Genomic DNA, 23,787 nt, shown 5'->3' with positions numbered 1-23,787 from the left:
CCGCGTCTCGTGGCGTTGTCGTCGGTCCACGACGCTTCGCGTCGCCTCCCTCCTCCGCCTTGCGATCCACGGCACCCAGACCTCGCTCCCTGATCCAGCCAGACCCAAACGAAAGGCCCTAGTACCGAATGACTCGATCCGAACGCCCGGCACGTGCACCCCGACCTGCTGGTAAGCGCCCGGTGAACTCTCGCGCCAGGGGAGGAGCCGCGAAGGCACCCGCCCGCCGCGCCCCGGCCCGGCCGCAGGAGTTCACGCTGCCGGAGACCCTCACCCCCGCACTGCCCGCTGTCGAGGCGTTCGACGAGCTGGACATGCCCGCAGGGCTGCTGAAAACCCTCACCGCCCAGGGCGTCACCCAACCCTTCCCGATCCAGGGCGCGACCCTGCCGAACTCGCTCGCCGGCCGGGACATCCTCGGCCGTGGGCGGACCGGTTCCGGTAAGACGCTCGCCTTCGGTCTCGCGCTGCTGGCCCGTACGGCCGGGCGCCGCGCCGAGCCGCGCGCGCCACTCGCCCTCGTGCTGGTGCCCACCCGGGAGCTGGCGCAGCAGGTCACCGACGCGCTCACCCCGTACGCGACCGCCGTCAACCTGAAGCTGACCACGGTCGTCGGCGGGCTTTCCATCGGCAAGCAGTCGGGTGCGCTGCGGCGCGGCGCCGAGGTGCTCGTGGCCACGCCGGGACGGCTGAAGGACCTCATCGAGCGCGGCGACTGCCGGCTCGACCAGGTCTCGATCACCGTGCTGGACGAGGCCGACCAGATGGCCGACATGGGTTTCATGCCGCAGGTCACGGCGCTGCTCAAGCAGGTCGAGCCGGACGGCCAGCGGATGCTGTTCTCGGCGACGCTGGACAAGAACATCGACCGTCTCGTACGGCAGTACCTCACCGACCCCGTCGTGCACTCCGTCGACCCGTCCCAGGGCGCGGTCACCACGATGGAGCACCACGTGCTGTACGTCCTGGACGAGACGGACAAGAAGGAAGTCACCACGCGGATCGCCGCGCGGGACGGCCGGGTGCTGCTCTTCCTGGACACCAAGCGTTCCGTGGACCGGCTGGTCAAGCGGCTGCTGGCGAGCGGTGTACGGGCCTCGGGGCTGCACGGTGGCCGTTCGCAGCCGCAGCGCAACCGGACGCTCGAACAGTTCAAGACCGGTCTGGTCACCTGCCTCGTGGCGACCAATGTCGCGGCGCGTGGCATCCACGTCGACGATCTCGACCTGGTCGTGAACGTGGACCCGCCCGTCGACCACAAGGACTACCTGCACCGTGGCGGGCGCACCGCCAGGGCGGGGGAGTCCGGCAGCGTGGTCACGCTCGTCCTGCCCGAGCAGCGGCGGGAGATGACCCGGCTGATGTCCGACGCGGGCATCGCGCCGAGGTCCGCGCGGATCAAGTCCACGGACGAGGAGCTGGCGACGCTCACCGGTGCGCGGGTGCCCTCCGGGGTGGCCGTCACCATCGAGGTGCCGCAGCCCGTGGTCCAGCAGAAGCCGAAGGCGCAGCGGACGCGTACCTCCCGCCCCGCCCGGGGCAACCCGGACGGCGGAGCGCGCGCGGCCGGTGGCGGTTCGTCACGCGGCAGCCGTGGCCGCCGCGGTGGCTCCGGCGGCGCGGGCGGGGCCGGTGGCTCGGGCCGTGGCGCCCAGGGCGGCCGGCGTACGGCCGCCTGAGCGCGGACAACGGCAGGCGGGGCCCGGTGGCGTGGCGGAACACGCCGCCGGGCCCCGGCCGTTCCGGGAGGCGGCGGAAGGCTGCCGACGGCCCGGAGGCAGGGGCCCGGGGGAGGGCGTACGGGGCGGTGTACAGGGGGCGCCCGGACGGGGCGGACCGTTAACTTCGGGGAAATTCCACGCGGTTGTTATTGACGTGTGCACGTCTACGCGCGTCATCATGAGGCATGCGAATTCCCCCACGTATCGCCACCCTCGGTGGTCTCGCCGCTCTGGTCTCGACTCTGCTCGTCGGTGGAGTCACCGCTACCGCCACCGCCGCCCCCACAGCGGTCGGCAGCATCTGCTACTCCAACCTGCCGTCCCAGGCCCACGACACGCTCGACCTGATCGACGCCGGCGGACCGTTCCCGTACTCGCAGGACGGCGGCGTCTTCCAGAACCGCGAAGGCATCCTGCCGTCCCAGTCCGCCAGCTACTACCACGAGTACACCGTCATCACGCCGGGCTCCTCGAACCGTGGCGCGCGCCGTATCGTCACCGGCGCCAAGGCCAGCGAGGACTACTACACGGCCGACCACTACGCGTCGTTCTCGCTCGTCAAGTACTCCTGCTGAACTCGGCTCCCCGGAAGGTAACCTCCGTCCCATGACGGTGACATATGTGATCGACGGGGCGGAGGTCACCGGCCTCGACCGCTTCTGGCAGGTGATCGGCGCCGCCGTGAACGGGCCCGGCGGGTACTTCGGGGGCAACCTCGACGCGCTCGCGGACTGTCTGCGCGGCGGCTACGGAACACCGGACGACGGCGACTTCGTCATCGAATGGCGCCGGCACGAGCTGTCGCGCCGGGCGCTCGGCCAGGAGGAGACCGTGCGGACGCTCCAGCGGCGGCTGGAGCGCACGCACCCCGACAACCGGCCCGCCGCGCGGGCCCGGCTGGAGGACGCCCTCGCGGGCCGGGGGCCCACCGTCTTCGACGAGCTGGTCCAGCTCATCGAGGAAGAGGCGCCCGGGACGCTGCGGCTCATGTGAACCACGGTGCGCACCGCGGGCCCCGTACGGTCCGTCAGCGGCGGCGCGGGAGTGTGCACTCCAGGCGCTGCCGCTCCGGGCCCTGCGGTACGTAGGCCACCGCCTCCGCCGCCGTCCGGCGCGCCCGCCCTGCCGGGTCCTCGTCCAGCAGGATCCGCTCCAGCGCGGCCACCGCACGGGGATCACGCCGTACCGCGAGCCCCCACGCCGCCCGCGCGGCCGTCCGCGCGTCCGGCTCGTTCAGCCGCGCCGCCAGCGCCTCCCGGATCTCGTGCGTGTCCGCCTCCAGCACCGCCAGGGCCAGCACCGCCCGGTCCCTGACCGACGCGTCCGCGTCCCGGCTCAGCCGCAGCTCCGTGCGTACACCGTTGCGGTGGTCCGCCGGTACGAGCCCGGTCAGCGCGACGGCGACCCGGCGCCGTACCCCCGTGTCCGGGTGCGCCGCGTGGCGCAGGATTTCCGGCAGCGCTGCCGGGTCGCCGTGCTGGCCCAGCGCCACCACGGCCGAGCTGATCAGCTCCGGCTCCACCGCCTGCCGGGACAGCTCCCGCAGCAGGGGCACCGCGCGGGCCGCGAACGGGCTGCCCCCGTCGGCCGCCTCCGGGACCACTCCGGGGCCGCCCGTCGCGCCCAGCCGCGCCAGTACGTCGGCGGCGAACGCCTGCCGCAGCGGTTCGTCGCTCGCGCACCACGCCGCGCAGGTCAGGAACGTTTCCTCGTCGCCGCGCCGCCACAGCGCGGCGACCGCCTCGGTCCAGTCGTCCAGCTCAGGATCCCCGCAGCCCAGCGCACGCTCAGCCAGCTCCTCGTACGGCGTCGCGATCCCCAGCTCCGTCTCCAGCAGCGTCACGACGGCCGCGTGCCCCGTCTGCTGCTCGCGCCCGGCCACCGGGCCGCCGTCCCGCAGCAGTTCGACCACGACGGTCTCCGAACCCTCCTCCCGGATCCGGCGCACCACCGTCTCGTACCCCTCGCCGTAGGCGCTCAGCAGCCCCGCCCGCAGCTCCTGTTCGACATCGAGCGCCATCCAGCGCCGCGCCTCGGCGAGCGCCGCCCCGCGCGTGCCGGGGTCCGTGTGCGCCGGGGCATCCAGCGGTCCGCCGGCGTACACGGATCCGCCATCGCGCTCGCCGGCGCCGTACCGCAGCAGGACGCGTACGGTCGCCGTCGAGCCGCGCCGGGCCGCCAGCACCAGCGGCGCCTCCCCGCCCGGGCCCGGCAGATCCGGGTCCGCGCCGTACTCCAGCAGGGTCTCCGCCGTGTCCGCGAACCCCTGCACCACCGCCCAGGCGATCGCCGTGTAGTCGAACGCCTCCCGGCCGTCCGGCGCCGCCCCGGCCGCGAGCAGCGCCCGTACGACCTCGGTGTGGCCGCCGCAGGCCGCCGCGCACAGCGGCAGGTCCCAGCCCTCGGGGCCGCTCGCGCGCTGCGGATCGGCGCCCGCGGCGAGCAGCAGCCGTACCATCCCCGGCTCGTCGCTGACCGCCGCCCGGTACAGGACCGTCTCGCCGTCCGTATCCGTCGCCTCGGCCGACACGCCCGCCCTGAGCAGCCGTACGACGGTGTCGTCCGCGCCGTCGGCCACCGCCTCGAACAGGCCGCTGACCCCGACTGCCGCCTCTTTCGTCATACTTCGACCCTACGTTTCCCGGACCGGACGTGTGACCGGGCGTTCGCTCACGTGTCGCAGTGCAGGACCGTCCCGCAGAGTCCGCACCGCGCCCTGACCCGCCCCCGTACAGGCACCCGGATCCGCTGGAGACACGTCGGGCAGGGGAACGAGACGCGCGGCCCGTCCCGCAGCGTCTCGAACGCGTACGGCGAGGCGGGGTCGGAGACGGCGCCCGGGTGGTCGAGCGCGTAGCGGCGGTCCTTGGCGTAGCGGTGCCGGCCCGCCCAGCCCGCCGTCGTCAGCGGCGGCTGCTGCTCGTCGCGCTGCGCCTGCGCCCTGCCTTTCGTATACGACGTGTACCCCTGCGGACTGGTGAACCAGATCCGCGGATCCTCGTCGAAGACCGCCGCGCGCTTGGCGAGGACGTAGCCGAACTCCTCCGGCGTCAGATAGCCGAGCTTCTGGCTGGAGTCGCGGTCCTCGCGGTACGCGTCGAGCAGCAGCCAGCCCGCGCCCAGGTAGGTGGTGGCCGTGTCGGTGAGGATCTCGTTGTCCCGGGTGCCGGGGAAGGACAGCCCCAGCCGGTGCAGCAGGACATGGGTGATCTCGTGGGCGAGCGCGGCGCCGATGTCCCTGCGGTGGGTACGGAAGCGGTCGTTCAGTTCGACGAAGTACTCGGGGCCCGCCGTCAGCTCCACGTTCGCCGCGTGCGTCATCTCCCGGAAACTCACGATCACGCGCGCGTCGGGCAGCCGGAGCTGCTGGACCAGGGCGTGCGCCACCCGCTGGGTGCCCAGATGGAGGTCGTCCAGATCGGAGAAGGCGACATCGGCCGGGGCCACGCTGGGGGCGTACGCCCGGATGCCGTCGGCCGACAGCCGGTGGTAGAGCGCGCTGATCGCGGCGCGCACCGTGTCCAGATGCGGATAACCGTGGACGACCTCGCCGCCGACTGTCACGTCCCCTGCCCCCTCCGCCTGCCCTGTGGCCCGGCGCGCGGGGCGGTCGGGCCCGCACCCGTCAACTGTACGGCGGTACGGGGGCGGGGCGCGGGAGCGCACCGCGCCGGTTCTCCGGGTCCGCCGTGGGCGGGGGTGGGTGAACCGCCGGGCGTCCGGTCAGCGGTCGGTGGCCGACAAGTGCTCGTTCACCGTGGCCGAAAGCAAGTTCTTGTGGCGCGGTGTATTCCCTCCGCATAATCCGGATCACGCTTTCTTGTCGGGCCCATGTCATCGCACGCAACGCGCGTCGACCCGGGCCCGCCGCACCACCCCCACACGCATCCCCCACGAAAGGCAGACCGTTGAGCATTCTTGGTGCCCTGAAGAGATGCGCCGCCGTCGGCGCCGTCGCTCTCGCCGCCATCAGCCTTCAGCCGTCCTCCGCCTCCGCCTCACCGCTGCCGGCCCCGGCCCCCGCCGCCCAGGCCGCCGCGCCCCTCGCCCCGCCCGTCGTCGGCGGCACCCGAGCCGCCCAGGGCGAATTCCCCTTCATGGTCCGGCTCTCCATGGGCTGTGGCGGCGCGCTGTACTCCCCGACCGTCGTGCTGACCGCCGCGCACTGTGTGAGCGGCTCCGGCAACAACACGAGCATCACCGCCACCGCCGGCGTCGTGGACCTCCAGAGCGCCAGCGCCATCAAGGTCAAGTCCACCAAGGTCCTCCAGGCCCCCGGCTACAACGGCGCGGGCAAGGACTGGGCGCTGATCAAGCTCGCCACGCCGATCAACCAGCCGACGCTGAAGATCGCGACCACCACGCAGTACAACACCGGCAACTTCACCGTCGCCGGCTGGGGCGCGGCCACCGAGGGCGGCGCCCAGCAGCGCTACCTGCTCAAGGCGACCGTGCCGTTCGTCTCCGACGCGAGCTGCAACTCCTCGTACGGCGGCGACATCATAGCCGGCGAGGAGATCTGCGCCGGGTACGCGAGCGGCGGCACCGACACCTGCCAGGGTGACTCGGGCGGCCCGATGTTCCGTACCGACAACTCCGGCGCCTACGTCCAGGTCGGCATCGTGAGCTGGGGCAACGGCTGCGCCAGGCCCGGCTACCCCGGCGTCTACACCGAGGTCTCGACCTTCGCCTCCGCGATCGCCTCGGCCGCCGCGACTCTCTAGCACCACCACCTGGTAGTACCCCACACACCGTGACCTGAGGGGGTGTGTGCCGGACCCGCCGGTCCGGTGCACGCCCCCTCGCCCCTGTCTCAGGACAGACGCACTCGCGAATCGCCCGCCGCGTCCAGCTCCAGCACCCACAGCTCGTTGGCACCCTCACGCAGCACAGGACCCGGGACATACAGCGACTCCTGCGGCCCGGCGGACCAGTAGCGGCCCAGGCAGAAACCGTTCACCCAGACGAAGCCCCGGGTCCACGACGGCAGCGACAGCCTCGCGTCACCCGCGCCCGCCACCGTGAACGACGCGCGGAACAACCCGCGTTCCCGCCCCCCGTCCGGTGAACCCTCCGGTGAACCCTTCGACGACTCCTCCGACAGGCCTCGCGGCACCGCCCCGTACGGGATCCGCGCCACCGCTTCCGCGTCGTCGAACGCGTCGAGCCGCAGCCCCCGCGCCCGCACCCCGTGCAGAAACTGCCGCTCATGCAGCACCCCGCCCGTGATCCCCTTCGACTCGCCCAGATGCGGCCCGTAGTTGATCCGCGCCAGCGACTCCACCCAGATCTCCACCGACGCCGGCCCCGCCACCGGCTCCGCGAGCGCAGGCGCCCCGTCGCTCAGCGCCCCCGCCCCGGCCCGTACACCGTCCACGTACACCACCGCCAGATCGCGCAACCCCGCCAGCGTGAGCCGCTGCGGCACCCGAGGACCCGGGATGTCCACCCGGTAGCGGACCAGCCCCCGGTCCACGCCCAACTCCTCGAACGTCGGCGGCAGCACCCACTCCGACTCCGGGCCGCCGAGCGTCTCCAGGACCGCGGCCAGCGGCGCCCACCCCGTGAACTCCGCCGCCACCGGCGCGGCCAGCACAGGGGGCGCCTGCGGGATCTCCGGCAGCGGACCCTCCTGATACTCCGCGAACACCTCGCGGAACAACCGGAACTTCTCCGTCGCACGGCCCGCCTCATCGATCGGCGCGTCGTAGTCGTACGACGTCACATCCGGCTCCAGCGCCCCACCGTTCAGCTCACCGGCCCGGTTCGCCCCCGCCCACCCCGCGAAGTTCGTCCCCCCGTGCGCCATGTACACATTGACCGACGCCCCGGCCTCCAGGACCTCCCGCAGCGCACCCGCCGCGTCCGCCGGATCCCGTACGACCGGCTTCCCGCCCCAGTGCTCGAACCAACCGCACCAGAACTCCATGCACATCAACGGCCCTTCGGGACGGTAACGGCGCAACGTCTCGAACGCCGCGCCCGCACCCGAACCAAAATTCACCGTCGCCAGCAGCCCCGGAACCATGCCGCCCGTCAGCATGTGCTCCTCAGGCCCGTCCGACGTGAACAGCGGCACCGTGATCCCGCCCGCCCGCGTCAGCTCCGTCAGCCGCTCCAGATACACCTGATCCGTGCCGTAACTCCCGTACTCGTTCTCCACCTGCACCATGATCACCGGACCGCCCCGGCCGAACTCCCGCTCCGCGACCAGCGGCAGCAGCTCCCCGTACCAGCGCCCCACCGCACCCAGGAACTCCGGATCCCTCGTCCGCACCCGCGCCCCCAGCGGCCCCGTCAGCCAGTGCGGCAACCCGCCGTTCTCCCACTCGGCGCAGATGTACGGACCCGGCCGCACGATCGCCCACAGCCCCGCCGCGTGCGCCGCGTCCAGGAACCGGCCGAGCGCCCCGACCTCGTGGAACCGGCCGGGCTCCGGCTCATGCAGATTCCACGGAACGTACGTCTCCACACAGTTGAGGCCCATCGCCCGCAACATCCCGAGCCGGTGCGCCCAATGCTCCTCATGGATCCGGAAGTAGTGCAGCGCCCCCGACAGCAGCCGCACCGGACGGCCGTCCACCTCGAAATGCTCTTTCCCCACCGTGAAACCGGTCATCGGCTCAGCCACCGTCCGTTCTGGTCGTCCGCCCTCATGTCGGCCGAACCACGTCAGCCGTCCTGCCTGCCCGTCCCACCCTCCCCGGTGGCGGACCCACGGTCCATGGACAAAGATCAGCACTCATTGGACGGAACGGCGGGGAGAAGGAGAAGAAAGGGGACGGGGGAGCGGATGACCCACCACACCTGGATGCGGTTCTTCAGCCCCGGACCGGTCCACCACGGGCTCGGACTCGTCTGCCTCGGCGTCGGCCTCCAGCAGGGCGCCATCCCCGTCGTCGGCCCCCGCACCCTCGACCACCACGTCGCCGTCGTCATCAGCACCGGCAGCGGCTGGTACCGCTCCGCCGACGGACGCCGCACCACCGTCACCGCGCCCGCACTGCTCTGGCTCACCCCGGGCATCACCCACCACTACGGCCCCGACCAGCAGGACGGCTGGGACGAGAGCTTCGTCGACTTCACCGGACCCGCCACCACCACCTACACCGAACTCGGCTACATCGAACCCGACCGGCCCGTCGTCCCCCTCGCCGACGCGACCGCCCCCCGCGCCGCCGTCGCCCGCATCGCCCGCGCCGCCCGCCACGGCAACCCCCTGCTCGAAGTCGAGACCGGCGCCGCCGTCCACGAACTGCTCGTCGCCCTGCGCCGCGCCCGCGCCGACACCGACGCCGAAGGCGACCCCGTACTCCAGGCACTCGCCCGCGACGCCTGCCGGCCGCTCACCGTCGCCGAACACGCGGCCCGCCACGGAATGACCCCGGCCGCCCTGCGCGCTGCCGTACGCCGCGCCTCCGGACGCAGCCCCAAGGACTACCTGCTGGGGATCCGCCTCGGCCACGCCAAGGAACTCCTCGTCGCCACCGAACTGCCCGTCGCCGCCGTCGCCCGCCGGGTCGGCTACGACGACCCCGCCTACTTCTCCCGGCTGTTCACCCGCCGCGTCGGGACCGCACCCGTACGCTTCCGCGAGCAGCAGAGCCGTACGGTGCCGGGCGCGGCCGAGACGGAAGGCCTGGGGGACCCCGGCGTACCGGCGGACGGCGCGGGGGCAGGCGTGCACGGCGTACCGGCGGACGGCGACGGCGCGGGGGAGTCCGGCGTACCGGCGGACGGGGTCCCGCATACTGACCACCCCGAAAGCGCCCCACCCCGCTCCGTCTAAGCTGCCGGACCATGACCACGAGCGACCCCGGCACCACCCCCGGCAACGACAGCGGCGGCGGCAGCGCCATCGACCCGTCGGTGCAGTCCGAACTGACCCGCCTCCGCCAGAGCATCGACAACATCGACGCCGCCGTCGTACACATGCTCGCCGAGCGCTTCAAAGCCACCCAGCAGGTCGGCCACCTCAAAGCCGAACACCAGCTCCCACCGGCCGACCCGGCCCGCGAAGCCCGCCAGATCACCCGGCTCCGCCAGCTCGCCGAGAGCGCCCACCTCGACCCCGCCTTCGCCGAGAAACTGCTCAACTTCATCATCGCCGAGGTGATCCGCCACCACGAGACGATCGCCGGCGAGAACCGCGCCGACCACCCCTGAGACGAGGGCGCTCCCCCGGGAGGAGCCGTGCGCTCACAGCGCAAAGAACCATGCTGCGCGGCCCCCGGCCCATCGGGCAGCATGGCTCCATGCCCGTACTGACGCGCGACGAAGCGCAGACCCGAGCCCGGCTCCTCGAAGTCCAGCGGTACACGATCGCCCTCGATCTGACCACCGGCGAGGACACCTTCGACTCCAGCACCGTCATACAGTTCACGGCCCGGGCGGCCGGAGACACCTTCGTCGAGCTGAAGCCCGCCACCCTGCGCACCGTCACCCTCGACGGCGCGAGCCTGGACCCCGCCACCCTCGACGGGAACCGGCTCGCCCTCACCGGACTCACCGCCGGCGCGCACGAACTGCGCGTCGACGCCGCCATGCGGTACTCCCGTACCGGCGAGGGCATGCACCGCTTCACCGACCCCACCGACGGCGAGACCTACGTCTACACCCAGCTCTTCATGGAGGACGTCCAGCGCGTCTTCGCCGCCTTCGACCAGCCCGACCTCAAGGCCGTCTTCGAGCTGACCGTCACCGCACCCGACCGGTGGACCGTCCTCGGCAACGGAATCGCCCGGCCGAGCGGCACGGACCAGGACGGCAAGGGCCAGGGACACGACGCCAAGGGCCAGGGACACGACGGCACAGGCAAGGGACACGACGCCAAGGGCCAGGGACACGACGGCACAGGCAAGGGACACGACGCCAAGGGCCAGGGACACGACGGCACAGGCAAGGAACACGACGCCAAGGCCCGGAACCGCGCCACCCGCTGGAGCCTCGCCCCCACACCCCCCATCTCCACCTACCTCGTCGCCGTCGCCGCAGGCCCCTGGCACACCATCCGCACCGAACACGCCGGCCTCCCCTTCGGCATCCACTGCCGCCGCTCCCTCGCCCCCCACCTCGACACCGACGCCGACGAGATCTTCGAGATCACCCGCGCCTGCTACGACCGCTACCACGAAAAATTCGAGGAACCGTACCCCTTCGACTCCTACGACCAGGCATTCGTCCCCGAATTCAACGCCGGCGCCATGGAGAACCCCGGCCTCGTCACCTTCCGCGACGAATTCGTCTACCGCTCCGCCGTCACCGACACCGAACGCCAGACCCGCGCCATGGTCATCGCCCACGAAATGGCCCACATGTGGTTCGGCGACCTCGTCACCCTCACCTGGTGGGACGACATCTGGCTCAACGAGTCCTTCGCCGAATACATGGGCTACCAGACCCTCACCGAAGCCACCCGCTTCACCGACACCTGGACCGACTTCGGCATCTGGCGCAAAGGCTGGGGCTACGACGCCGACCAGCGCCCCTCCACCCACCCCGTCGCCCCCGACCCCACCGCCGTCCCCGACACCGCCTCCGCCCTCCTCAACTTCGACGGCATCTCCTACGCCAAGGGCGCCTCCGCACTCCGCCAACTCGTCGCCTGGCTCGGCGAAAAAGACTTCCTCGCCGGCATCAACACCCACTTCGCCCGCCACAAATTCGCCAACGCCACCCTCGCCGACTTCATCGACTCCCTCGCCGCCGCCACCGACCGCGACGTCCACGCCTGGGCCGGACAATGGCTCCGCACCACCGGCGTCGACACCCTCACCCCCCGCATCACCGACCACACCACCCGGTGGACCCTCGACATCGACCACCACGGCAACCGCCCCCACCGCATCACCGTCGGCACCTACGACACCACCCCCGACGACGGCACCGGCCCCACCCGCCTCGTCCCACGCGAACGCCTCGAACTCGACATCCCCCTCACCGAACCCCGCACCCTCCCCGGCCGCAGGCCCGCCCTCGTCCTCCTCAACGACGGCGACTACACCTACGCCAAGATCCGCCTCGACACACCCTCCTGGGACACCGCACTGCGCACCCTCTCCGGCATCCCGGAACCCCTCACCCGCACCGTCCTGTGGAACGCCGCCCGCGACATGGTCCGCGACGGAGAACTCGCCCCCACCGCCTACCTCGACGCCGCCCGCACCCACCTGCCCCACGAAACCGACGTCGCCCTCACCGAAGGCGTCCTCGCCTTCGCCGCCACCCAGATCACCGACCGCTACCTCACCCCCGCCCAGCGCCCCGCCGCACTCGCCACCCTCACCGCCCTCTGCCGCGACCTCATCCGCCGCACCGAGGACGGCAACCACCCCGGCCTGCGCCTCACCGCCGTACGCCACTTCATCGACGCCGCCACCCAGCCCGACCCCCTCCAGGACTGGCTCGACTCCGGCAGCGTCCCCGGCGGCCCCGAACTCGACCCCGAACTCCGCTGGCGCATCCTCACCCGCCTCGCTGTCCTCGGCGCCATCGACACCGCCACCATCGACACCGAACTCGCCCGCGACCCCAGCGCCACCGGCCAGGAAGGCGCCGCCCACTGCCACGCCGCCCTCCCCGACCCGGCGGCCAAAACCCGCGCCTGGGCCCGGCTCTTCGACACCGACGAACTCTCCAACTACCTCTTCACCGCCACCGCCAAAGGCTTCTGGCAACCCGAACAGGCCGACCTCGTACGGGAGTACATCCCCCGCTTCTACCCCGAAGCCACCGCCCTCGCCGACCGCCGCGGCCCCGCCATCGCCGACGCCGCCGGCCGCTACGCCTTCCCCGCGTACGCCGTCGACGAGGAATCACTGCGCCTCGGCCTCAGCCACCTGGACGGTACGGAGATGATCCCCTCCCTGCGCCGCAAACTGGTCGACCAACTCGACGACCTGGGCCGCGCGCTGCGGATCCGCACCGGCTGAACACCACCGTACGGAAACCGCCGGGGGCCGCCCGACGTACGCGAGACGGGCCCCGGCGCGCCCCGGGCCCGACCCGACCCGGCATGCTTCGGCGGCCGCGCCCGGAGTGCTTTTCAGCCTTTTCGGCAGCCGGCGGCCAAACCCCCGATACCCCTGACAGCGTCGCCTCGTTGTGCTTCCCAGACACCACCACTCGTGGAAGGCAGCACACGCCGATGACCGCCCACCCCACCGACCTCGCCCACCCCCACGACCTGGTGGGCATCGGCATCGGCCCCTTCAACCTCTCCCTCGCCGCCCTCGCCGACGGCATCCAGGGCCCCACCCCCCTCACCACCGCCTTCTTCGACCAGAGCCCCGCCTTCCACTGGCACCCCGGCCTGCTCCTCGACGGCGCCACCCTCCAAGTCCCCTTCCTCGCCGACCTGGTCACCCTCGCCGACCCCGCCAGCCCCTGGTCGTTCCTCAGCTACCTCAAAGCCCGCGACCGGCTCTTCCCCTTCTACTTCGCCGAGCGCTACCACATCCAGCGCGCCGAATACGACGCCTACTGCCGCTGGGTCAGCGAACAACTCCCCGGACTCCACTTCGGCCACCAGATCGACGCCGTCCGCTGGAACGGCGAACGCGACCTGTTCGAAGTCGACTTCACCCAACTCGACCCCGACGGCGAAGCCGAAGCCCTCGGCCGCGCCTACACCCGCCACATCGCCCTCGGCATCGGCACCGAACCCCACGTACCCGACCCGCTCAAACCCCTCGTCGACGCCCCCACCGTCCCCGTCATCCACTCCGCCGACTACCTCGACCACCGAGACCGGCTCCTCGCCGCCGGACACATCACCGTCATCGGCTCAGGACAATCCGGCGCCGAAGTCTTCCTCGACCTCCTGCGCGCCCGCCCCGCCGGAGCCGAACGCCTCCACTGGCTGGCCCGCACCGAAGCCTTCGCCCCCATGGAATACTCCAAACTCGGCCTCGAACAATTCACCCCCGACTACACCCGCTACTTCCACGCCCTCCCCGAACGCGTCCGCGACGACCTGCTCCCCAGCCAATGGCAGCTCCACAAAGGCATCGGCCCCGAAACCATCGCCGCCATCCACGACGAGCTCTACCGCCGCACCCTCCACGGCGGCTGGCCCGACGCCACCCTCACCCCAGGCGTCCACCTCCGCACCGCAGGCCGCGTCGGCACCACCCAACTCGAACTCCACCTCGAACACCGCCGGCAAGCCACCCGCACCCGGCTCACCACCAACGCCGTCGTCCTCGCCACCGGCTACCGCGAACGCTCCCTCGACCGGCTCCTCGCCGGACTCGACCCCTACATGCGCCGCGACAGCTCAGGACGCCCCCGCATCGACGCCCACCACCGACTCGTCCTCGACCCCAGCGTCAACGGCTCCGCCTACGTACAGAACGCCGAACGACACACCCACGGCATCGGCACACCCGACCTCGGACTCGCCGCCTGGCGCAGCGCCACCATCCTCAACCACCTCACCCACCGCCTCACCGGCACAGAGCCCTACACCCTCCCCCCACGCACCGCCTTCACCACCTTCGGACTCGGCGGACAGGACCAGACCCCCACAGTGCCCGCACCGAGAAGCCTGGTCCCCCTCACCGAAGCCCGCTGAACACCACCGGACAACCAGCCCCTCAGAAGACCGGCGAACCGTCCCGCGTCAACTTCCAGTCCACCGAAGCGAACACCGACGGATCCACCGTCCCCTCCGCCTTCACCCAGCCGATGATCGTGTTACGGATCTCATCCGAATTCGACCAGAGCTGCTGCGCCCCCGCCACATGCGGGAAATTACCGCCACCACTCGCCCGGTAATTGTTCACCGCCAGCACAAACTTCGCCGCCGGATCCAGCGGCTTCCCCCCGAACCGCACATCCACGATCCGCGAACCCGCCACCTTCGCGACATCGATCTCATACGTCAGACCCGACACCACGTCATAGTTGTAATCCGGCGTACCGTCCGCATTCGTCAGCTTCGACGTATCCACCGCCGCGCCCGCCGCCGTCCGCACGTAATACTTCGCCGAATACTCCAGATACGCCAGAAGCTGCGCACCGGTCATCAGCCGCGCCTCCAGCGTGTTCTCGAACGGATACAACCCCGCCGCATCCTTGATCGTCACCTCACCGGCCGGAATCCCCGCCGTACGCGAGAAACACGACGCCTGCGACAACACCGGCAGCGCCGCCCACTCGCCACCCGCCAACGCCGCCTTCACCGTCTCCGCCTGAACATGGTTGATCAAGTCGATGATCGGCTCGTCCTTCCACGGCGCGTCCGTCGTCGTCATCGCCGCCGTCGACGAACCGATCACCTCGTTGACATACGCCACCACCTTGCGGTGCTCATCCGCCAACAGCCGCGTGATCTTCTTGTCCTCCACGACCGTGTTCGAGTTGAGAACCTTCGACGTGACCCGCTCCACCGTCCAGCGCCCCCGCTCCCACACCAGCGCGAAGTCGAAGAGCGTCAGCCGCTGACCCCACTTGAGCGGCTCGGACAACACCACGTCCTTACCCGTCTCCGTATTGACCACCCGGCGCTCCGGGATCTCCGCATGCGCGTGCCCCACCAGGATCGCGTCGATACCCGGCACCCGCTCGGCCACCAGACCCGCCGCGTTCTCCACATACGGAAGCTGATCACCGTACGACGACGAACCGTCCGACCCCGAGTGCGCCGACACGATCACCACATCCGCACCCATCGAACGCAGCTTCGGCACCCACTTCGCCGCCTGCTCCTCCAGACCCGGAAACGTCATCTTCCCCTGCACGTTCGCCTTGTCCCAGATCGCGATCCCCGGATTCGTCAGCCCGAGAATCGCCACCCGCACATCCCGCCCATGCGGCGTCCGCAGCTTCTTGATGACATACGGCGCGAAAGCCGGCTTCAACGTCTTCGCATCCAGCGCATTCGCCCCGAGCAGCGGAAAACGCACCTGCTCCTCGAACTTCCGCAGCACCGGAATACCATAATTGAACTCGTGATTCCCGAGCGCCGCCGCGTCATAACCGATCGCGTTCATCGCCTGCGCCATCGGATGCACCGGACCACGCTTCGCCGTGATCGGATCGATCTTCGCGTAGTAGTACGAGAGCTGAGTGCCCTGAATGGTGTCACCCGCGTCGATCAGCAGCGTATTGTGCCGGCCCTTCTCCTCGCGGATCTGATCGACCAGCGTCGAGATCTTCGCCAGACCCACATCGTTGTGCGCGGCGTCGTCGAACTCCCTGTCCGTGAAATAATCCCAGTTGAAGACATTCCCATGCAGGTCGGTCGTCCCCATCACCGTGAACGAGTACCGCTTCGGCGGACGTCCATGACCGGAACCCTGACCATGCCCGGCAGCCTGCGCCGGAGCCGTGCCCCCGGCAACCAGCGCCGCACCGGCACCAGCAGCGGCCGCACTGCCCAGAAGCGTCCTACGGTTCAGCGGCATCTCTTCTTCTCCCTCGATCCATTGCGCCATTGCGCAACGATTCCTTGCACAACGCGCGTAGATTCTGGCTCAGAACCACCACACCGCAACACCCCCTGACGGTTTCGATCAGATGACCGCCAGAGGACACACCCCCCGCCGCACCCCCACCACGCCCCGCCTCACACGGAGAGTGTCCGACCCGGATGCGACAGTAGGCACAGCAACACCGACCACCACCGCCGCACACACGAGGGAGCCGCCCCATGACCACCGACACCCCGACCCCCGCCCCCTCCTACGGCACCCCCGAAACCCCCGGAGTCGCCGTCCGCGGCGAAGCACAACTCGAAGTCGACCCCGAAATCGCCCGCATCTCCATCACCGTCGGCGCCCGCGGCACCGACCGACGCACCGCCCTCGACGACCTCACCCACCGCAACACCCAGGTCATCAGCCTCGTCAAAAGCTACGGCGACGCCATCGAAAAACTGGAGACCGGCGCCTTCTCCATCAGCCCCGAACTCACCAGACACGGCCGCGGCGAACGCATCCGCGCCTACCACGGCCGCGTCCACCTCACCGTCGAACTCGCCGACTTCACCGCCCTCGGCGAACTCACCACCCGCCTCGCCGACCTCGAACTCACCAGCGTCACCGGCCCCTGGTGGTCCCTGCGCCCCGACTCCCCGGCCCGCGGCGAAGCCCGCCGCCAAGCCGTACGGGAAGCCGTCCAGCGCGCCCGCGAATACGCGGAAGCACTCGGCGCCCACCTCGCCGCCCTGGTCGAACTCGCCGACATCGGCGCCGAGAACAGCGGGGGATACGGCATGCCCCCCGCCCCCGGCGCCCTGCGCAGCGCCGCGTACGGCGGTGCGGCCTCCGCGGAGCCCGCACCCGCACTCGACCTCGAACCGCAGCGGCAGACCGTCCACGCCCAGGTGAACGCCCGCTTCACGATGACCCCGCCGGATCTCACCCCCCGAGAAACCTCAGACAGCGGCATCAACCCCACACCGCCGCAGAGCAGTTGACCTCACCTCACGCGCACTCCGTCAGAAGAGCCGGTTGTAGACATCCAGCGGAATGTTCCACTGCTGCGAGGCCGAGGTCTGACTGCACGCGTTCGGGTAGATCTGCCAGTTGTTGGCGGAACGCGTGTCCAGGCACACCCTGGTGTTGAGGTTCTCCATACGCAGCCCCACCATGCCGGCGGGCGGAGCCGCCGGCTCGTAGCGCACGACGACCCACATCGGGTTGAGCGTGGGGGTGTAGCAGCCGACCGTGTTGATAACGGTCCTGTCAGTGGCTACGCAGGTGTCCGGAGCCCAGGAAGCGGCCTTGATATGCCGGTACTCCGTCGGGGCTCCCGCGACGGGATGAGTGAAAATCCAGTACATCTCCGACTGGGGGCCGAAGCAGTCGCTGATGACCTTCGCGTCCTGGAGCCGTATGCACAGCCCGCTCTGCTGATTCTTGATCATCGCCCATGAGGGATCGAGGGCGCGCGCCGCGCCCGGCGCCGCCGACGCGGCGGGAGCCAAGGAGAACAAGATTCCGAAGAGGACGGCCAGAGCCGCCCCCGCCCGCGTGATCCGTGACATCAAGGTGACCTCCGTTGGAGTTCTTGTGACCTGTCACGGTCAAAGATGGGGGTCGGAGGCGGGAAACCGATCGGAAGCCGGTGGGAATCCGATGGGAAACTGGTGGGAATCCGATGGGACCGTCGCCCTGGCGCACACGGAACTCCCCGAGCGTTCCGCACTGGAAACGCTCATCGGAGCACCCCTCCGCACAATGAAACACTTGTCAACAACCCTTCATACAAAGGTTGTTGAGCAGTCACACAGAGCCAATTCCCTACCGGTGGGTAAGCTCTACGCTCGACCCATGCGCCGAGCAAAAATCGTCTGCACCCTGGGGCCCGCCACCGACACCTACGACCAGATCAAAGCACTGGTCGAAGCCGGAATGGACATCGCCCGCCTCAACCTCAGCCACGGAACCCACGCCGAACACGAGGAGCGCTACCAGCACGTACGGAAAGCCGCCGACGAAACCGGCCGCAGCATCGGCATCCTCGCCGACCTTCAAGGCCCGAAGATCCGCCTCGACCGCTTCCACGAAGGCCCCGTACTCCTTGAACGCGGCGACACATTCACCATCACCGTCGAACCCCACCAAGGCGACCGCCACACCTGCTCCACCACCTACCAAGGACTCGCCACCGACGTCACCAAGGGCGAACGCATCCTCGTCGACGACGGCAAAGTCACCCTCGAAGTCACCTCCGTCGACGGACCCCGCGTCCACACCCTCGTCGTCGAAGGCGGCATGGTCTCCGACCACAAAGGCCTCAACCTCCCCGGCGTCGCCGTCTCCATCCCCGCACTCTCCGACAAGGACACCGACGACCTCCGCTGGGCACTCCACCTCGGCGCCGACATCATCGCCCTCTCCTTCGTACGCACCGGCGCCGACATCCACGACGTCCACCGCATCATGGACGAAGAACACCGCAGACTCCCCGTCATCGCCAAGATCGAGAAACCCCAAGCCGTCGACCACATCGACGACATCGTCGCCGCCTTCGACGGCATCATGGTCGCCCGAGGCGACCTCGGCGTGGAAATGCCCCTCGAACACGTACCCATCGTCCAGAAACGCGCCATCAAACTCGCCCGGCGCAACGCCAAACCCGTCATCGTCGCCACCCAGATGCTCGACTCGATGATCGACAACTCCCGCCCCACCCGCGCCGAAGCCTCCGACGTCGCCAACGCCGTCATCGACGGCACCGACGCCGTCATGCTCTCCGGCGAGACCAGCGTCGGCAAACACCCCGTCGAAACCGTCAGAACCATGAGCCGCATCGTCGAAGCCGCCGAAGAAGACATCCTCGCAGGCGGGCTCCCACCCCTCACCGACCACAACAAACCCCGCACCCAGGGCGGCGCCGTCGCCCGCGCCGCGGCAGAGATCGGCGACTTCCTCGATGCGAAGTTCCTGGTCGCCTTCACCCAGTCCGGCGACACGGTCAGACGCCTCTCCCGCTACCGCTCCCCGATCCCCCTCCTCGCCTTCACCCCCGACCCGGCCACCCGCTCCCAGCTCAACCTCACCTGGGGAGTAGAAACGTTCCTGGGGCCCCACGTGGACTCCACCGACGCCATGGTCGCCCAAGTGGACGAAGAACTCCTGCGGATCGGCCGCTGCCGCAAAGGCGACACCGTCGTCATCACCGCAGGCTCCCCACCCGGCGTCGCAGGCTCCACGAACCTGGTCCGGGTGCACCACATCGGAGAGGACGACAGCCCCACATAACCAACCGGATCACGACCTGCCCCGCACCCACAGCGGTACGCCACTCCCCGCCGCCGCCAGCCGACGAGCCCAGAAGACACGATGGGCCCAACGCGACTCCTGCGCGTGGATCACCCGATGACCACGGACATACGCGGCACGCACCCGCCGCACCCCCTCCTCATAACCACCCAAGGCCGCCACCGCCCCCCGCAACCAGCCATCGACAGCCAGCCCCGCCCCCATCCCCGTGTACAACGCGGTCAGCACACCCTGCGAGGAAAGCGGATCGAAAGCCACAGCCGCATCCCCCGCCACCACCCAGCCGTCCCCGCACACCCGGTCCAGAAACACACTGTGCGCCGGCGCCCTGCGAAGCACCGCCGACGGGACAACACCATGCGGCTCAACCCGCCGGCCCACATGGCGAGTCGCCAGAAGACGCGGCCACAACTCCCCCGCCGTACGAACAGCCGCCGAGGGCAGATCGGCATCCGTGAAATAAGCGACCAGCCGACGCCCCCCGGACAACGGCCCCGTATACCACCAGCCGTCCTCCTCCGACTCGACCAACGAACAACCGTCGACCACCCCCGGAGCCGGTCCCAGAACCAGACACAACGCGACCAGCCGATCGCACACAAACCGCCGGGCACCACGACGGACGGCCACCCCCGCCGCCCGCCCCGTGGCGTCCACCACCCAACGACACCCCACACCACGGTCACCACCAGGGCCACACAGGTCCAAGACCCAACCGCCGTCCGACACACGAACCGGCCGACGCACCGCCGTATTCTCCACCACCTCACCCCCCGCCGCACGAACCGCATCACGCAACCGCCCGTCGAACACCCCCCGATCAAGATGCCACCCATGCCCCCGCGGATCATCGATGAAATCAACCGCACGCAACTCGATCGAACCCCAGGCCGACAAATTCGAGTAACACGGCAGATGCCCGGAGCCCAACACCCCGCCACCGACCCCAAGATCGTCCAACAGCACCGCACCCGCGGACACCAACGCCTCCCCGACCTTCGGCGGACCCGTACCCGCATCCGCCAGCAACACCCTCCGACCCGCCCGGACAAGCGCGAGCGCCGCCGCACAACCGGCCGGCCCACCACCCGCGACCACCACGTCGTACCCACCGGAACAAACGCCCCCACCCCGGGAACGACCGAAGGACCCCGCGCTCCTCACAACCCCTCATGGAACGGATCGAGCCTCTCGTCGTACCCGGCGGAGATCTCCTCCTCGGCGAACCGGGTCCCCGCCACAGCCCGACGAACCACCTGATTCACCAGCGCCTCCTCGACCGCCTCCGCACCAGGCCCCTCCGCCGCCCAAGTCCCCGCAGCAGCCGACAAATGCGGGAAAGCGGCCTCAGGCACCTGAAGATTGACCAGATTACGAGTGTCCGGCGAAGCGTCCAACGGCGCCGCAGGACGCGACTCCACCGAAATACGCTCAGGGAACACACCGTCGCCCACCGTGTAAGCACGCTCCTCGACAAAACCGAACTTCGGCCAATCAGTGATCATCTGATTGGTCTGCTCCGTCACCGTCCCCACAAGGCCACGCAACCAGACCGCACGCCGCTCGAAAGCAGTCGCCCTCACACCGTCATCACCCGGCGGCGGCACCGAATTCACCACCGAGAAATCATCCTCCTTCAGCACATGATTCGGCACATGAGCCGGCCAGAACGTCGGCAGATACGGACTGTAACGAGGACCAAGATTGCTCAGCACCTCATAACCGGAACGACAACGCGCCGCGTCCGTCTGCCACGGCGCCGCCATCCAACGCGTCAGATCCCCCGGCCCCTGCGCATACATCGGACCGTTCGGCGCAAGCGCCTTCTCCGGAGTCAGCGACACCCCGTAATCCGGCTCAGGCTCACCCACGCCACGATGCCGAATCCGGAACGGCTCCGCATACATCGTGCCGTGCCGAACCGGCCAGGTCACCTCACTGCCCGGGTGAAAAGCATCCGCCGCGCAATGCTCCAGCGCCGCACGGTCCAACAGCCCCGGCTGCTCGGCGACCGGAGCGTCATCGACCTCCGGATACACCGTCCGCTCCGTGCCCGGCGTGAACATCCCCTCCGCCCAGCGCTCCATCATCCCGTCCTGAGTCGGGGACAGCAGCAGATAATGCCGCACCGACGGATGAGCGGCGGTGGCCATCGCGTCGCCGTACACCCACGGCCACGGCAACGGAGACGTCCCGTCCCGGTCCACATTTCGCAAGGCGATGTACACCTGCCGGCGCAGCTCCCGGTTCCGATCGGACGCGTCGGCCAGACGGCTCAGCATCGCCGGAGCGAGGAAGTCGTGCGGGCCCTTCCAGCCGAACTGAGAAGCGAAACCATGATTGACCCACTGAAGATCGCAGAACCGGCGCAGGATGGGCTCGATGTCGTTCGCGAACGAGACCTGCGGCGGAGGCTGCGCACCGCCGAAGAACACATCGTGGAGCAGGTCGTACAGCGTGCGCACGCTCTTCGTGTTCGGCGCGTAGTCCGGAGGGCCGACCACCACCCAGGCGGGCGTCGCCGTGAGCGTACGGCCCTGAAGGGTGACGTTCGCCGTCACCGGACCGTCGGAGACGTCGTCGTACCAGGTGTCGTTGTTGGCGACACCTGTCGCCGGCCGGTTCGCGTAGGACCTGGACGTACCCATGCCACCGAGCACCAGCAGACGGCCGTCGGGCCCGGCGGAAATCTCCCCGAGATAGACCGCGCTGCCCATGATTTTCCCGGAGTCGAACCTCGCGGCTCCGGCCGCCGACCCGAGGACGGTCCGGCTACCCGGATCATTGACCAGCTTCTTCCGGTCGGCCCCCACGACAACGGCGTTGCGCAGGCCGTACTGCGCGGGCGTCAGATTCCTCCCCTCGGGGATGTCGAGCGGGACATGGAACTGGTACCAGGCGGCCTTCTTGTTGGCGAGGTGCACGGTCCACGCGACCTCCGACACACCCCCCTCGTTCAGCTTGAGCTCCCGCACGACCTCCCCGGCCGCGTTGTATCCGTACACCCGGAAACGCGCCGCCTGCCGCTTGACCGCCCCGGCCGCGTCCTTGTAAAACCCGGGCTGCTCGGGCGTCTGGTCGGGCGACTCCGGGCCGACGAAGAACTCCGTGGCACTGTTGCCGACGCGGGCGACTCCGACAGCGGGGTGGATCTTGGCCTGTACGATGTTCTGATCCATGAGTGGCCTCCGGTCTTCCTCTCCGAAGGCCACCATTGATGCGGCAATAATATTTTCTGCAATGACGCCCCCGGCAAGAAGCCCAGCTTCACGCGATCAGGCCAAGCCCGGTCCGCCGGCTCGCTCAGTACTTGGGGCCTATATGGGCGTCCATGAGGGCGACGGATGCGCGCTTGGCGACGGAGATGTTGTACGGCTTGCCCGCGCGGGTGCAGTGCCGCCATTCGACGCCGACTTTGTCGAGGGTGTCGGTGTAGAGCTGGCGGATGTCGTCGGAGACGTTGGTGAACCAGTAGCGCGGATACTCGTACCGCTTCGTTTCGCCACGTACGACCCGAGTGGTCCAGTTCATGTTCCGGCAGCCGTCGGAGTGGATGAGCCCTCGTATGAACTCCCACGGGTACGCGTCCACGATCCGTTGTTGCCAGGCTTCGAGGGCGATGCGCCGGTCGTGCTTCTTGCCCGGGCCGTGCTGGGGGAACAGGCAAGGCCAGTGGCGTCCGTAAGAGGTGACCATGACGCATCCGTCTTTCCGGAGGATGTACACACGGCTTTCGGGGCGTACGTCCCCTATAACCTCTTCGCACTCCCTGATGAGGCCCGGCCAGGCGTCGGCGCACGCGATGCGCAGGTAGTAGCCGCCATGGGGGTGCGGACTGATGCAGCCGTCGCCGAGATAGAGGCCCAGGAGGTAGGCGTACGCCTTGGGGGCGGCGGGGGGGCCTGGTGCGGGCAGGCATCTCGGGCATACGCCGGATTCGAGCATGTGTGGCAGCGGTTCGACGCGGATGAGCCAGGAGCGAATCGCCGACCGGGATATGCCGGTCTGCTTGCTGACAGCGTTGAGGCTGCGCCCCTGACTCAGAAGGGCCAGTGCTCGCTGCCGCGTCCGAAGGTCGTACATGGGGCCGATCCTGACCAGTACCGGAGTCCTTGGCCTCGGAACAGTGGAAAACCACCCGATCAAGCGACTACGGGGAGAGTCGGCGTAACCTTCGAATTGAAGGAAAGTGCCCCAGGTGGGATTCGAACCCACACTGTCCGCTGTTTGAGAGCGGCCTCTCTAACCAATTGGAGTACTGGGGCCTGAGAATGCAAGGGAATCGGGTCCCCCGCCTGGGCCTACCTTACCGTAGCTCGGTAGGCTCATGGGGA

General features: G+C 69.6%; 17 protein-coding genes and 1 tRNA gene. 10 read left to right on the top strand and 8 right to left on the bottom strand.

Annotated elements, in window-relative coordinates; translation table 11 throughout:
• Positions 1–128: 128 nt before the first annotated feature.
• The 3 genes from ACIQ7D_RS26885 (at position 129) to ACIQ7D_RS26875 (ending at position 2,714) form a co-directional block, all read left to right on the top strand.
• On the top strand, positions 129–1,679 hold the full coding sequence (locus ACIQ7D_RS26885; protein WP_403941635.1) for a DEAD/DEAH box helicase: 1,551 nt from the start codon (positions 129–131) through the stop codon (positions 1,677–1,679).
• 227 nt (positions 1,680–1,906) lie between these two features.
• Positions 1,907–2,296, top strand: a complete 390-nt coding sequence (locus tag ACIQ7D_RS26880) for a ribonuclease domain-containing protein (protein WP_403941633.1) — start codon at positions 1,907–1,909, stop codon at positions 2,294–2,296.
• 31 nt (positions 2,297–2,327) lie between these two features.
• A complete protein-coding gene (locus tag ACIQ7D_RS26875; RefSeq protein WP_403941632.1) occupies positions 2,328–2,714 on the top strand; it encodes a barstar family protein in 387 nt (128 codons plus the stop codon).
• Positions 2,715–2,748: 34 nt separating this feature from the next.
• Here ACIQ7D_RS26875 and ACIQ7D_RS26870 read toward each other — a convergent pair whose 3' ends face one another.
• Positions 2,749–4,344: an ankyrin repeat domain-containing protein gene (locus ACIQ7D_RS26870; protein WP_403941630.1), complete on the bottom strand. Its 1,596-nt coding sequence runs from the start codon at positions 4,342–4,344 to the stop codon at positions 2,749–2,751.
• 47 nt (positions 4,345–4,391) lie between these two features.
• Positions 4,392–5,285: a hypothetical protein gene (locus tag ACIQ7D_RS26865; RefSeq protein WP_403941628.1), complete on the bottom strand. Its 894-nt coding sequence runs from the start codon at positions 5,283–5,285 to the stop codon at positions 4,392–4,394.
• A 344-nt stretch (positions 5,286–5,629) separates the two neighbouring features.
• Here ACIQ7D_RS26865 and ACIQ7D_RS26860 point away from each other — a divergent pair, with 344 nt between their 5' ends.
• Positions 5,630–6,445, top strand: coding sequence for a S1 family peptidase (locus ACIQ7D_RS26860; protein ID WP_403941626.1), 816 nt, complete (start codon positions 5,630–5,632; stop codon positions 6,443–6,445).
• 89 nt (positions 6,446–6,534) lie between these two features.
• On the opposite strand, the gene ACIQ7D_RS26855 is transcribed toward ACIQ7D_RS26860, so the two are convergent.
• Positions 6,535–8,340, bottom strand: coding sequence for a beta-galactosidase family protein (locus ACIQ7D_RS26855; RefSeq protein WP_403941624.1), 1,806 nt, complete (start codon positions 8,338–8,340; stop codon positions 6,535–6,537).
• Positions 8,341–8,514: 174 nt separating this feature from the next.
• Here ACIQ7D_RS26855 and ACIQ7D_RS26850 point away from each other — a divergent pair, with 174 nt between their 5' ends.
• The 4 genes from ACIQ7D_RS26850 to ACIQ7D_RS26835 all read left to right on the top strand — a co-directional run bounded on the left by ACIQ7D_RS26850 (position 8,515) and on the right by ACIQ7D_RS26835 (position 14,295).
• On the top strand, positions 8,515–9,510 hold the full coding sequence (locus tag ACIQ7D_RS26850) for a helix-turn-helix domain-containing protein (RefSeq protein ID WP_403941621.1): 996 nt from the start codon (positions 8,515–8,517) through the stop codon (positions 9,508–9,510).
• Between the two features lie 11 nt (positions 9,511–9,521).
• Positions 9,522–9,887, top strand: a complete 366-nt coding sequence (locus tag ACIQ7D_RS26845; protein WP_403941619.1) for a chorismate mutase — start codon at positions 9,522–9,524, stop codon at positions 9,885–9,887.
• Between the two features lie 89 nt (positions 9,888–9,976).
• Positions 9,977–12,652 (top strand): aminopeptidase N, encoded by a 2,676-nt coding sequence (gene pepN / locus ACIQ7D_RS26840; RefSeq protein WP_403941617.1) that lies wholly within the window; start codon positions 9,977–9,979, stop codon positions 12,650–12,652.
• Positions 12,653–12,867: 215 nt separating this feature from the next.
• Complete coding sequence (locus ACIQ7D_RS26835; RefSeq protein WP_403941615.1) at positions 12,868–14,295, top strand: lysine N(6)-hydroxylase/L-ornithine N(5)-oxygenase family protein; 1,428 nt, start codon at positions 12,868–12,870, stop codon at positions 14,293–14,295.
• A gap of 22 nt (positions 14,296–14,317) precedes the next feature.
• Here ACIQ7D_RS26835 and ACIQ7D_RS26830 read toward each other — a convergent pair whose 3' ends face one another.
• A complete protein-coding gene (locus ACIQ7D_RS26830; RefSeq protein ID WP_403941692.1) occupies positions 14,318–16,129 on the bottom strand; it encodes a bifunctional metallophosphatase/5'-nucleotidase in 1,812 nt (603 codons plus the stop codon).
• A 245-nt stretch (positions 16,130–16,374) separates the two neighbouring features.
• Here ACIQ7D_RS26830 and ACIQ7D_RS26825 point away from each other — a divergent pair, with 245 nt between their 5' ends.
• On the top strand, positions 16,375–17,142 hold the full coding sequence (locus tag ACIQ7D_RS26825; RefSeq protein WP_403941613.1) for an SIMPL domain-containing protein: 768 nt from the start codon (positions 16,375–16,377) through the stop codon (positions 17,140–17,142).
• Positions 17,143–17,163: 21 nt separating this feature from the next.
• Here ACIQ7D_RS26825 and ACIQ7D_RS26820 read toward each other — a convergent pair whose 3' ends face one another.
• Positions 17,164–17,712, bottom strand: coding sequence for a hypothetical protein (locus ACIQ7D_RS26820; RefSeq protein WP_403941611.1), 549 nt, complete (start codon positions 17,710–17,712; stop codon positions 17,164–17,166).
• 286 nt (positions 17,713–17,998) lie between these two features.
• On the opposite strand from ACIQ7D_RS26820, the gene pyk reads away from it, so the two are divergent.
• A complete protein-coding gene (gene pyk / locus ACIQ7D_RS26815; protein ID WP_403941609.1) occupies positions 17,999–19,432 on the top strand; it encodes a pyruvate kinase in 1,434 nt (477 codons plus the stop codon).
• 1,181 nt (positions 19,433–20,613) lie between these two features.
• Here the strand turns inward: pyk and ACIQ7D_RS26810 are convergent.
• The 3 genes from ACIQ7D_RS26810 to ACIQ7D_RS26800 all read right to left on the bottom strand — a co-directional run bounded on the left by ACIQ7D_RS26810 (position 20,614) and on the right by ACIQ7D_RS26800 (position 23,718).
• The gene (locus ACIQ7D_RS26810) at positions 20,614–22,632 is read right to left on the bottom strand and encodes a LodA/GoxA family CTQ-dependent oxidase (protein ID WP_403941607.1); all 2,019 of its coding nucleotides are present in this window, start codon (positions 22,630–22,632) and stop codon (positions 20,614–20,616) included.
• A 124-nt stretch (positions 22,633–22,756) separates the two neighbouring features.
• Positions 22,757–23,536, bottom strand: coding sequence for a transcriptional regulator (locus ACIQ7D_RS26805; RefSeq protein WP_403941605.1), 780 nt, complete (start codon positions 23,534–23,536; stop codon positions 22,757–22,759).
• 107 nt (positions 23,537–23,643) lie between these two features.
• Positions 23,644–23,718, bottom strand: a tRNA-Leu gene (locus tag ACIQ7D_RS26800).
• Positions 23,719–23,787 lie beyond the last annotated feature (69 nt).

The organism is Streptomyces sp. NPDC096310 (assembly GCF_044763125.1).
Taxonomy (GTDB): Bacteria; Actinomycetota; Actinomycetes; order Streptomycetales; family Streptomycetaceae; genus Streptomyces.
Note: the sequence above shows the minus strand (reverse complement) of the source record. Positions and strands in the feature narration are given on the sequence as shown.